Source organism: Candidatus Poribacteria bacterium (assembly GCA_021162805.1).
Lineage (GTDB): Bacteria > Poribacteria > WGA-4E > B28-G17 > B28-G17 > JAGGXZ01.
Genome location: JAGGXZ010000018.1, coordinates 1 through 13,130 on the forward strand (window position 1 = coordinate 1; position 13,130 = coordinate 13,130).

Genomic DNA, 13,130 nt, shown 5'->3' on the forward strand with positions numbered 1-13,130 from the left:
CTGGCTGACTGACAAATCTCAGTCCTCAGTCCGAGAAAACCCCTGAAAATTCTGGGCTTGTCGAAGTTTCAAAAACTCGAACAATTGAGAGCGCCAGGAAGTCTTATCACATAAGGGTTTCCGACGTAGAGCCGATGAGTTTTGTCAGTCAATCAGAGGGTTAGTTTTCACCTTGGTTTTAACCCTCAATGTTGTCTCAGCGACCATCGCTCAGAGCAGCGCATCTTTACCGCCGATTCCGGAGATTCCTGGATACTACATCCAGGAGAAGGTGCCCAGCCCCTCGCTGGCGACGAACCAGCTCGGCCCGGCAGACGTGCAGGATGTGTTGGTATATCTGCCGCCCAGCTATGCGGACTCGCCCGGACGGCACTATCCCGTGATCTACCTGCTGCATGGCTACACGGGATATCATACCTACTTCACATCGGCCGGGGGACCTAACTTGCTCGCTCAAGCGATGTTGGGCCATGACCTGGGATTGGACGTCGGCACGATGGAGGAGAAACTCGTCGCCTCTGGCGAGATGAACGAGGCGATCCTGGTCATGCCGAACGCGCTTAACGCTTACGGTGGAAATCTGTATGGTAACTCCCCGCTGATTGGGGACTATCCCGCCTTCATCGCCGAAGACCTGGTCTCGTATATCGACAGCAAGTACCGCACGATCGCGGATCGCAGGGCGCGCGGGATAGCGGGCCACTCCATGGGAGGCTACGGTGCGCTCACTATTGCGATGCGCTATCCCGATGTTTTCGGAGCCGTGGCTGCCATGAGTCCAGGTCACATCGAGGAGGCAACTGCTAGAGTCTATAAACCAGAAGAGTTAGGGCAACCGGTGGTGATCAGAAAAGCTGAGGACCTCTGGGCACTTGCCGATCCAAAGCAGCGTGAAATAAACGGCAAGTATGCGATAGCAGCCGCCTGGACACCGAACCTCAAGAACCCGCCTTACTTTGTCGATCTTCCCACCACGCCCGAGGTTGCGGAGGTCTGGAAAAAACATAAACTCCTTTATCTGCTCCCCCGGCATGGTTGGGTACTTGCCGGCACACCGGTCTTGGTGACAGCAGGCACAGGGGAAGCAGTGCTTATGAAGGATTGGCCTGAAGCTTGTCTCAACCTCGTCAAGGCGCTCCAGACGCAGGGGATTGAGGCCAGCTATCAGGGGGTGGACGGCGACCATCTCACAGGGCTTCCTGCCATGACCGCCACTTCGCTCAAGTTCCTCTCCGCTCATCTCACACCCCCCATCGAAAGCGAGCTCGAAGCGAATAAAACACTCCACCGCCGCCTCTTCGAGGAGGTGTGGAACGAAGGTAAGCTGTATGTGGCGGATGAGATCTACTCCGACGACTACATCTACCACCCTCTCTTCCCAAATCCCATGGGGGATATGGATAAGGAAGAAAGAAAACTGTTCATCGCCGCATATCTCAACGCCTTCCCGGACCTCCATTTCACCATAGAGGATCAGATCGCTGAAGGGGATCTGGTGGCGACCCGATGGACAGCCACAGGCACACAGAAAGGAGAGCTTATGGGCATACCGCCTCTGGGGAAGCCCGAACCCGGAACGACCACGGGAATCGATATAGCCCGCATCGTCGACGGCAAGGTAGTGGAGGTGTGGGCGTGTTTCGATATGCTGGGGATGCTGGAACAGATAGGTGCTGTTCCTCCGACTCGTGAAAATTACACTTGGGGCGAGCCGTCGAAAGTCACGGGTGAACCCGGAACTCCAGAGGAAAACAAAGCTATAGCCGAAAAGACTCTGGAATTCTGGAATCAGAAGAACTTGGCCGTGATAGACGAGATTTGGAGCCCCGAGTTTATCGCCCATCACCCCTCTTCCGGTAGCCCCTTAGATTTCGAGAGTTTCAAGCAGGGCTGTTTGGCATATATAACAGCCCTCCCCGATTTACACGCCGTTCACGACGAAACTATAGCGGAAGGAGATAAGATTGTCTGCCGCTGGACGTCTACCGGCACACATCTGGGTAAACTTATGGGCATACCTCCGACGGGTAAGAAAGTGACGTATACGGGGATAACCATAACCCGCTTCGCTGATGGCAAGATAGTAGAGCAATGGTGGACGATGGACACTCTTGGCTTGATGCAGCAGCTCGGTGTTATTCCCCCGATGCAACCCAAAGATTACTCCAACGTCTTCTTCATGACCCTCTCCCCTGGGCTGAATATGATCTCACTGCCTCTGGAGCCTCAAACACCGTATACCGCTAGATCTCTTGCCGAGAAGCTCTCCGCAACGGCGGTTATCAAGCTGGATGAGACAAGACAGAAATTCGTGGGCTGGACCCCCGATGCACCTGACGATGGATTCCCCATACAGGGGGGCAAGGGATACATAGTCAACCTCCTGGAGGGTAAGGTGGTGGCCTTTACGGGGGCAGCATGGACGCAGCCTCCGATGCCGCCTGCAGCGCCATCCATCTTGTCCGACGCCTGGGCCTTTGTCCTGAGCGGCAGGTTGAAGGGGAAGTTCGAGAGCGGATGCGTCGTGACGGTCAGGAACATCAGAACCGGGGAGATGGCGACCGACACCGTCCGATCCGGATATTTCGCCGTTGCCTTTGCCGATCTCAGCCGAAGGAGCGTAGTCCATGTCGGTGATAGGCTGGAGGTCCAGGTGAGGGATAGATTCGGAAGGGTTATCTCTGAGCCCTTCATCTTCGAGGTGAGGCCTGAATCGATCCGTAAAGCCGCTTTGTCCGTCGTTCTGGATAGCGTCGGTCTTCCCGATCGGACGGAGCTATTGCAGAACTATCCCAATCCCTTCAATCCGGAGACGTGGATACCATATAAGCTGGCGGAGGCGGGCGATGTGATGATCCGGATATACGATCTCTCCGGCAGATTGATCCGCAGGTTCGATCTGGGACATAAGGAGCCTGGGTTCTATGTGGGACGCGGCAGAGCCGTTTACTGGAACGGGCGCAACGACGCCGGTGAAAGGGTATCGAGCGGGGTATATGTGGTGGAACTGCGCTCCGGCGATTTCAGGGCGACGAGGAGGATGATGCTAGTGAAATAGGAGGAGACGGGGAACGGGAGACAGGAGGCAGGCTTAGTCCTTCTCCTGTCTCCTGATCTCAGCCAGGATGCTAAAACATCACCTTCCTGTTTGCACCGAATGTTGATACATTGTAGAATCTAAAGCGTCGTGAAGCTCATTTTTGAGATCCCACCCTTCCATTACTATAGCCCTCCGAGCTGCCATCTATAAGGAACACCTCATAGAAGATGAACCTTGCCATGGTTTCGCTCTTGTGATATACTAAATCCGACGTCGGGCTTGAAAAGCTCTGTGGGGTGATGAAGATGGAGGCTCAATGGTATGTGGTCAGAACAAGAACCGGTCACGAGGACAGGGTCGTGAATCAGCTTAAAACCAAGAGCGCATGCCTGGGTGTCTTCTTGCCTAAAACAGAGGTGACGGAAGTGAGAAGAGGGCGTAAACGGAAGAGGGAAAAACCGCTTTTCCCAGGTTATATCTTCGTCAAAATGATCCTACGTGATGAACACTGGCATGAGATCAGGCACACGCCCGGCGTAATTAACTTCATCTCCAGCGGCCAAAGACCGATACCGGTCGACGAAAGGGAAATCACGGCTATAATGGAAATGGTTTCCTCAGGAGAGGTGCCCCCTGTTTCAGCTCCCTTTGAGGTCGGCGATACGGTTCAGATCATCAACGGGCCATTTATGGGCGCCATCGGAGTTATAGATGAGGTGAATGAGAAGAGGGAAAGAGCAAAGGTGTTAATCGATATCCTAGGCAAACAGATACCTATAGAGCTGGATTTCACCGATTTGGAAAAGAGATGATCTTAACGAATGCTCGGTCATCTTCTTGTTGGCTTGAGGCTCAGAAAGGAGACCGGTTGTCCCCAACATTCACCTCACGGTCAGATCGAACCTCCTCCCGAAAACCGCCCTCCCATCGGCGAGGACGCGGAGAGCAACTTTATCGCCTGACCTCAAATGAGGCGTTTTGAAAGGGCCCACGGTGATCGAGCCGAGGTAGGGAACGTCACTGAAAACGGGAATCTTCTCAGCCAACCTGCCGTTAATGAACACACCTAGGTAAACTGCCCCTTTCCTCCCACCGGTGTTTGCGGGGCATATCCATTTTGTCTCCCCCGTGTTACCCAGTTGGGCCTCCAGCACCAACACCCCATCGGGAGTGAGGGGAACCTCTGAGCCGTCCTCGACCTCCTTCCAGCTCCTCCGAGCTTTGACCTTTACCCAATCGAACATGGCATTTAGGAACTGGAGCGGCCCGTTGCCCCTGTAAGGGAGACCGCCCACACAGATGAGCGGCACATCGAGCGATGTTTTCCCCGTTCCCTCGGTTCTCAAGTCCACACTCTTTTCCGCCTCGATCGCTTCAAGGTAGCGGTAGCTGTAATCCTTCCACGCCTTTTGGGGATAGATGAAGGAGTCGAGCGTGATGATGAACTTCCGCCCTCTCCTCGGCCTTCCCCGGAACCTCAGGATCAACCTCCTCAGGACTTGACAGACGGGCCTCTCGGACCCGTCGGGGTTGAAGATGCCCCAATCGCTGCCCTCATTCACCCTATAGCCGCCGGGGAACCACCAGATGGCCCAGCCTTGAGCACCGGAGCGAAGGAACATCTCGACGAACCTTCCTATCTCCTCACTCTGGTATTCGAGCCTTTCCCCTGGCTCATCAAACATCCGTTGTTTCCAGGCGGTCCCATTGGGATAGATCGGCCCTCCGAACTCGGCCCAGAAAACGGGTTTCCCCTGACTGACGAAATGGTGATAGAGGGTGATGAAGCCTCCCCTGAGCATGTCCTCCCAGGGGGTGGGTGAATCAACTCTGAGGAGGTGGTAGCCCTCAGGCGAAAGGAAGTCGATGCACCTTATAACTCCCGGCGACTGTATCGGCCAGAAGCCCCTCCACTCAGGCGTAAAGGAGGAGGAGCCCCGGAAGCTGACCAAGTGATTGGGGTCTGCCTCCTTGATGCGCCTCACTACCTTGCAATAGCGCTCGCCCAAAACGTCGTAGATGAACCTTCTGTATACGGCTACCATTCTTCTCCAAGGGCCATCCGTTCGAACCTGCTCAGTTGATGGGCCGACAATTTGGCCATTGATCCTCCTCGCCGGAAAGTCCCATTCTTTTTCGGCCTCCTCGATGCTCCCGTATTGTTCCAGAATCCATCTTCTCCATTGGGCATCGAATCTTCTCCAACCGCCGTATTTGCCCCGATCGTAGGCGGTGAGGTTCGGCTCCCAGGCGATGTCATAGGCGAAGACGACGGGATTATCGGGGAGCCTTGCCTCCTTTATCAGCTCGATGCCCCCAGAGCCGTCCCCGAGGAGAGGATCAAGCCCTCCCACGAAGAGGTTGACTTTGATGCCATACCTCCGGCACCGAAGAAGGAAATCATGCAGGTTGCGGATTTGCTCCCGGCTTCCGATGCTTACGCTTACCATCGCCATTCCCAGATCAGCCAACTTCCGGAGGTCCCCGTCCACCATCTCTGGATCGTAGTAGCTTGGCGTAAGCCAGTGCGCCTGGTAGTCAGGGGGCTCTAAGCCCGCCACATACCTCGGCCAGTAGTTGACACCAACAGGGTGCCACTCCCTCCCCCTGAGCCAGAACTCCCCTTCCCGAACCTTGACGAACTCATCCCGAGAGACCCCGCGCCAATCGGGTACCACCTGGAACTCGTGCTCGATTTCGTCAATCACCCTCCTCTGCTCGACGAGGGACACCTTTACGATATAGACATCGCTTTCAAACCTCCGAGGTTCCCAGGCGCATTTGACCGTTTCCCTCCCCATCGGCGGCACGAGGGCCTCGATTCTTTTCTCGAACGCCGGTTTCGCTTGCCCCTCAGGCCTTACCGAAATATCAACTTCTACCTTAGCCGCTTTCCTCCCGAAATTGACCACCTTGGCGCCTAAGACGACCCTTTCCCCTTGGAAATAAGCGAAGTGCTCGGATCCCCCTTCAGCGAGGAAGAGGCCTTCGGCCATTCTCTTCGCAATTCCCGATATGACTCTCAAGGTTCGGGGATCTCGGAGGAAAGCGGGATCATCGGAGGCCAGTTCAGCCCAAACCGAGCCATAGTATAGGGCCGAAAGGTTTATCAGGAGGGAGAACGCTGCTCCGCGATCCTCCCCTTCCCTGTCGAGCGCTCTGAAGACGGGGATCCACCTCCGCCTGTAACCTTTCTCAAAGCCTAGCCCCCTCATGCGCGGCACGGGGGCTACTCCCTCAACCGGCGGGAGCTCATCGGGACCTGACAGAAGCTTCTGTCTTGGATCGAGTTCGACCTTGACGGTTTCCCTCAGCGGATAGACCTTGTACGAGGGCGAAAGGATTTCGAGCGCTGGAAGTCTGGGAAGGGAGGGCATCCTCCCGAGGGGATGAGGGGCTGTTCCCACTTCGTCAACCCAGAAATCGTGGGGTCCCTTACCGAGCTTTCTACAGTGGGAGAGGGCAAGACCGAAGGAGAGGAAGGAGGCGTTCTCCGGCCTGAAGCGATCGCCCGGGCCACCTCGGCCCACGCTCGGGCTGTCAGGCCAATACTTGAACTCCTCGGGCGGAAGGACGTAATAATGCCATTTCGGGGAGAGATCGAGCGTCGCCAACCACCTTGAACCGTCGGATTCCCTCCACTCGACGACCATCTGCGTTGTGTTCTTTGACCCCTTAGCCCAGAAGCAGGTCAGGATATGACCCTTGGGGAAGGGAGAGCTCTCGAACGAAATCCCGAAGGTATCCCAACCGGTGAGTTCGGGGATCCGCACATGGAGCGCTTCCCCCTTGATGCCTTCATCGAGGGAAAGCGTTGTCGGACATTGTGGGTTGTTGGTTGCTCTCCTCCATCTTTTGAGGCTTTCGTGCTCGAAGCTCAGAAAGACGTGCTTCGCCCTGACATTTTTCACCGCCTCTCTGTATTCGTCGGTCCCGATCCACCTCCCTTTTTGCTCCCAGAGCATTCTCGAAAACATCGGCCCGCCGCAGACGATGAGATTCCCACCTTGACGGAGGAACTGGAGGAGGCTTTGGACGAAGTCTGCGGGTAGGTCATGGCATTCGGGGAGGACGAGCAGTTCGATGTTCTCCGTGTTCAGGATCGCCGGATTAGAGATCTGTTTTGCGGTGAGGAGTGCCACTCCGAAGCCCCCCTTTCTCAGGGAATCGGCGATGTCCCTCGCGGCGGATCCGTCAATCCCGAAACTGCGGTCGGCAAAGATAGCCGCTCTCCCCATAGGGCCTGCTTTTATCCCGATTCTCATGACCTTAAATCCGGGGCTTTCGGGAGCACTCACCGAAAAGTTGTCGAAATCGGCCTCCATACCCATGACGCTCAGGGCACCTTTCCCCTCCCGGACCGCCACTTTCCTCCGGAAGGCGTAGCCGATCTTTGTCAAGATCTTGCCCCTTTCCGGCTCGACGATGAGGCCGGTTATACCTCCCCTCGTCAGTTCGATCCGCAAAAGATAATCCTCTCCGTATTCCCACTGGATCCCCTTACCCTCGAGGGCGGTGACCTCCAACCCCTGTTGTGCCTGCCATCTCCCTCCCATCATCTCGACCAATTCGGCGTATCTTTGTCCCTCCGGCCCCTCAACCAAGGAAAGCCTCCAGAAGTTCGCTCCGTCGAGGAGGATGCAAACTCCGGCGAGCGCCCAGCCTCCCATCCCCGTCCGGCTCAGCGGCCTGACCAAAGCCTCGACCGTTTGGACCTCGGCGAGAGGTGCCTTGACGGGGATAGAGAAGGCATCTCCCGTCGCCTTGCACCGAAGCCTCCCCTTCTCGGCCGTCCATTTTGCCCCCAGCGATTCCCAAGTGGGAGGCTCCTCACCACACTCATAGCGGGAGAAGTCGTCCATGAAAACAACCGGCAGCTTCGCCTCAGACATGGTCTGCACGGACAACAGGGCTGCGAAAAGACCAAACATCCATCTTATCATCTTGGCTTTCCTCCCTTTATCAGGTCGGACGGGACGCCGCTTCCGGTCTGCCTTCGCACTACCATCCCTACATCATGGGGGCCGATTTCGAGCGAGATCACGGCGCTCTCCCCCTTGATAGCGGGTTTGATCTCCCGTCCGTTCCACAGGTCGAAATACCTCGTTCCCTCTATATGCTGTACGGAAAGCACCGGCCCGCGCACCGTCAAGGGGTTGGCATTATAAAGGAGCCAAACGGATTCCCTTTTGCCCTTGAACTCGTTGGCGAAAACCCCTCCGACGAGCGTCGGCACGAAAGGATTGACGTTTTCACTGGCTATCGCCTCCTTATGGGCTCTCAGAAGTCCCATACACTTCCGGATGGCTTCCCGAGTCTCTTTCGTGAACCAACTTTCGGGTTCCCCCTGAATCCAAAGCCCTTCGCCGTTGAAGAAGACCTGTTTCACCGCCTCCACGTTCGAGCCTGTCGGTCTGTCGCAGGTGATGATCTCGAAGGTCTTGAAGTCGGGGAAAGCAAATCGGAAGAGTTTGAGCGGAACCTCGAGGTAAGGTCTGAGCCAGGTTTGCCCCGCGTTTACACAATAGGTGAAGGAGCCGTCCTGACACTGCGAGTTCACATCGCAGGGCGTCTCCTCGGTGTAAACCACGCATTTACTCGGAAGGGCCAGTCTGATTCTCCCCGTCAACTCCCTCTCGCCCCGAAGCACGTGGCAGGGGACCGGGTGGCCATGCCCCTTTGCGTGGCAGAACCTGCCTGCGAACCCGAACTCGTCGATGTAAAAGCCGAGCGCCCCTGTCTCACTTGATACCCTTCTGTAGACCCCCGCGAGGTATTCCTGCCATGCCTTGACCATCGGACACATGATGAACTCCGGACAGCCAGGGGTGTAAGGCATGAGCTTGCCACTTGTGTCTCTCATCCCCCATTCCTCGAGGTGTGCCCTCCCCACATCCGATCGGTGATCAACGAGGTATCCCTCGATGTAAAGGCCGACGGGGACTCCATTCCCCTGTAACTTTTCGACCGCTCGCCTGAACTCCTCCGGGCCGGGAATGATTTCGCCCCAGGGGTTGTAGTCGCCCGTCCTACCTCTCCTCCCACAGGCCCCCCAGTCGAAGATATGTAGGTAATCACATCCCCCGAAGACCTTGCGGGCGATCTCGATCTTCCTCTCGAATTGGTAAACTCCCCGTTTAAAGTCGAGGAGTCCTTCCCTGAGGTAATCCTGCCGGAAGAAGAACACCTCCCTGAACCATCGCTTCCTCGGCAGAAGGGGCCTATACCAGGTTTCAACCCACCGTTTATATGCCTCGAACGCCCCATGCCAGTCGCCAGATGTGAGCCCCAGGTCGAGGGATGGAGCCCTATATGAGCTTCCCGGCGGGATGGGGTCAGGCATGAACTCAACCCCCATTTTCGTCTCGCCCGACGGGGAACGACTGAGAATGAATCTCTTCGTCAAACCCTCGTTGTCCTTCACAAGGGCGTAAAGGCCGAAGCCTCTCGATGGATTGAAGAGCGAAAGAAACTGAAGCGGGAAGGCACCTCCGTAGAGAAGCCGGAAGTTGCAGGGTTTTCGTGAAAGCACCGCCGCCTTTGCCGGGTAGAGATACCAATCGTCATCCCCGATCTTGAACGGCAAGGTGGAGAGAAACCTGAGGTGAGGCCTTATGGGGCTATCGGAGAGATTGGTCAGCTTGACGGAAAACGTCAAAATCGGTTCCCTTTCGGCCTCGATTGTCAAACTGACGGAGGGAAACTTGGATGACGGAGGGGAGAGGGTGAAGGAGAGGTTTCCTCCTTTGGCCTCAGCCCTCTCGACCTTGTAGTCAGCACTCGTTATCCTTCTCCCCTCCAGCTCGACCTCGAAGAGCGGTGACGGCTTCACAAGGGCTTTCCCTCGAAGAGGAAGGATTTCAACCCCCTCAACCGTAAGGCCCCTTCCGGTAGATAGGTCGAGCCTGAGATATGCGTTCTCGACAAAAGCTTTGAAACCTGACGTTTCCGCCTTTGGCCTCATGGGCTTAGGAAGCGTCAAGGGTCTCATCGCGAATGGAGGAGGGATGGAGGATGCCTCCGGGAAAAGCTTTTTCTCCGTCAAGTTCAGAGTCACAGCGCAGACGCCGACGGAGCCCACAGGGAGGCCATCCCACACTCTAACCGCCCGGATCACCCTGCTCGGATCGGCAGGGACACAATAGGCATCGAGTTTCTCGACAACCTCATGCCTTCCGGAGGCAATGCGATACGGAAGGCATCTGTCAACTCTCCCATCGGCGTATTCGATCTCGGCGTGAATCCTATGTGGCCTTGTTATGCGCCATATGCCTCCGCCGCCGTATGAAGGCTCGTCAACAACGGGGAGCCTCAGAGCCAGGACGAGGTAGACCTCGCAGGCTTTCTCCCCGATCGGAATTTCAAGATATCCTGTCGGCTTCGGTGCCTCCGCGACATTCCTGCTGGGCGAGGTCGAGACCCTGAACGGTATCCCCTCGGCCACCACGACCTCTGTGGGGAAGCGTGCTCCCTCCTTCAAGCCCCAAAGGAGTGAGGAGAGCGAAGCATTCATGCGGCTCGATAGGTCGAGGAGCTTCGCCTCAGGCGGCCTTATGCGGGCGGATGAGAGGTCGAGGGATATGGGAAACATGTCTCTCAACCCCTCAGAGGTCTCGACGGGGTGTGAGGAGAAAAGGATCGGCTTGATCCATATCCTTGCCGGACCGTCCTCTGCTTGGACCTGAAAGGCCAGGAGAACGCACCTGTAGGGTTTCCATCTGACACAGATAGTATGCCATTTGCCGTCAGGGACGATATCGTGGAGCTTCACGGCATGATACTCCCGCTCGGGTTCCGTAGGCCTCTCAGAGCCAAGGTAAAGGAGGTAGTCAGAGGAGGGGCTAATCCCATCAGCCCTGTAGCGTAGGACAACATATGGCGTCCTCAGCAGATCCACCGGCTCAGGGAGAGGAAGCGACCACTTCATCCCCTTCATCGGCTCCAGGACTTCGAGCCTCAGCGCTCCTCCTTCGACCGAAGCGGAGAATGCCCCTTCCGAAGCCGGATCTCCGAGCCAAGTCGGCTCAGGACGGACTCTCGCGAGAAGGTCGAGGGAGATCTCCCTCTCGATCCTCGGCCCCTCCGGAGGCTTGGGGATAGGAGGTTCCACCCCTTCCGGGAGCCTGTCGGTGAACGCGATGAAATCAAGCCAGATATGAGCCTCGCCTTTTTTCGTAGCCTGCACCTGCACGGCCACAGACGAGATGAACGGCCCAACCCGCTTTCTCCAGAGGTCAACCACACCATAATGCCACCTGTCATCGGTTGCAATCTCATCAAGTGTAATGACGTTGATCCCCCGGTAGGACAGACCATGGTTAAGGCCGTCGTCGAGGTAAATAAAGTAATCGTGTTTTGGCTCAACGTTGATGGCTTTATAGCGGACGACAACGTATCTTGCGTCAACCGGCCTCCCTTCAATCCGCCACTTCATCCCTTTTCCCGGCTCCGGGACGTGAAGATGTAGCACCTTGTCCTCGACCCTGAGCGAGGCCCTCTCAGAGGGATTTCCAAGCCAGCCCGGCATAGCTTGCCATCTGGAGACGCTTCCCGCATCGAGTTTCCAGGAAGGGGCCGTGAATCCCTGTCCGGGAATTAAGACCAACAGGGATAAAAAGGTGCAAAGGGGAAAAGCCATCGCATCCTCCTTGAAACGTTACATCGAACATCGTTCTCATCGTTCACCATTTTAAACCGGCGAGCGGCGATTGTCAAGAATGGGGTTTATGTGCTATCATTGCGGAGAAAAGATATCGGAGGTCGTCGATATGGCTCAGAGATCATATCCTCAACCGATCCTCGTCACGAGGGGACCTAAGCATCATTTCTTCGGATATTACGATAAATCCCCCTGGGATGCCACAGGAAGATACATGCTCGCTTTAGAGGTGGACTTCATGGATCGCCCTCCCACCCCTCAGGATAAAGCGGTGGTAGGGCTGATAGATCCGGAGGAGGATTACAGATGGCATCCGCTCGCCGAGACATATGCGTGGAACTGGCAGCAGGGGACGATGCTACAGTGGCTTCCCTCGGAGCCGGAGAGGAAGATCATCTTTAACGCCCGCGAGGGAGATCGGTTCGTCTCCGTGATACTGGACATTCATACGGGCGAGAGACGAACGCTGCCCATGCCGATCTATGCGTTGAGTCGGGACGGCAGATGGTCGGTCACGCTTAACTTCGCGAGGGTACATCGAACCAGACCGGGGTATGGATACGTCGGCCTTCCCGACCCCTGGGCGGATGATCCGTGTCCCGATGAGGATGGGATCTATCGAATGGACCTGCAGACCGGCGAGTATGAGCTTATAATCTCGCTCTCCCAGATAGCCGGTATCGGGCACGATCCGAGTATGGACGGAGTGCATCATTGGTTCAACCATCTGCTCTTCAACCACGATGGCACCCGCTTCATCTTCCTGCATCGCTGGCAGAGGAAGGACGGGAGGGGATTTTACACGCGGATGTTCACCGCCGATCCGGACGGATCACACATCTACTGTGTGGCCGATCACGAGATGGTCTCGCATTTCGACTGGAAAAATCCTCGTCAGATACTGGCCTGGGCTCGGCAGAGGGATGTCGGCGACAGGTTTTTCCTCTTCACGGATAGGACGGGTGAGAGGGAGATCGTCGGCGAAGGGGTGCTCACCTGTGACGGCCACTGTTCCTATTCGCCCGACGGCAGATGGATCCTCACCGACACCTATCCCGATCGGGAGAGCAGGAGAAGGTTGATACTTTACAGATGTGAGGACAACTTCCGCGTGGATATAGGAAGCTTTTACTCACCTCCTGAACTGAAGGGAGAGATACGATGCGATCTACATCCCAGATGGAGTCGGGATGGGAGGATGGTCTGTATAGACTCGGCGCATGAGGGATTCAGAGGGGTTTACGTGCTGGATGTCTCCCATCTGGTCGGCTGAAGCTGACCTATCTTCAGTTTACTACTCGCAATTCGCTCATATTATCGCTGAGTGTAGCGGAGATTTTTAAAGCTACCGTCCGCAGTCGGCAGTCCGCCGTCCGCCGTTATTCCGCTGCGGACCGCGGACGGTGGACGGCGGACAATTAGCCATAGATA

Annotated in this window: 5 protein-coding genes; 3 read left to right on the forward strand and 2 right to left on the reverse strand. The window is 56.2% G+C overall.

The annotated features are described in order from the left end of the window. Positions 1–172: 172 nt before the first annotated feature. Both J7M22_01395 and nusG read left to right on the forward strand, forming a co-directional pair. The gene (locus tag J7M22_01395; GenBank protein MCD6505255.1) at positions 173–3,058 is read left to right on the forward strand and encodes an ester cyclase; all 2,886 of its coding nucleotides are present in this window, start codon (positions 173–175) and stop codon (positions 3,056–3,058) included. A gap of 287 nt (positions 3,059–3,345) precedes the next feature. After that, positions 3,346–3,852 (forward strand): transcription termination/antitermination factor NusG, encoded by a 507-nt coding sequence (nusG, locus tag J7M22_01400; GenBank protein MCD6505256.1) that lies wholly within the window; start codon positions 3,346–3,348, stop codon positions 3,850–3,852. A gap of 69 nt (positions 3,853–3,921) precedes the next feature. Here the strand turns inward: nusG and J7M22_01405 are convergent, their stop codons facing one another. Both J7M22_01405 and J7M22_01410 read right to left on the reverse strand, forming a co-directional pair. Beyond that, positions 3,922–7,983, reverse strand: coding sequence for a hypothetical protein (locus tag J7M22_01405; protein MCD6505257.1), 4,062 nt, complete (start codon positions 7,981–7,983; stop codon positions 3,922–3,924). Continuing rightward, positions 7,980–11,678: a hypothetical protein gene (locus J7M22_01410; protein MCD6505258.1), complete on the reverse strand. Its 3,699-nt coding sequence runs from the start codon at positions 11,676–11,678 to the stop codon at positions 7,980–7,982. Before J7M22_01410 ends, J7M22_01405 begins: the two co-directional genes overlap by 4 nt. A gap of 88 nt (positions 11,679–11,766) precedes the next feature. Between J7M22_01410 and J7M22_01415 the strand changes: the two genes are divergently transcribed. Next, positions 11,767–12,972, forward strand: a complete 1,206-nt coding sequence (locus tag J7M22_01415; protein ID MCD6505259.1) for a hypothetical protein — start codon at positions 11,767–11,769, stop codon at positions 12,970–12,972. The last annotated feature ends 158 nt before the right edge of the window (positions 12,973–13,130 follow it).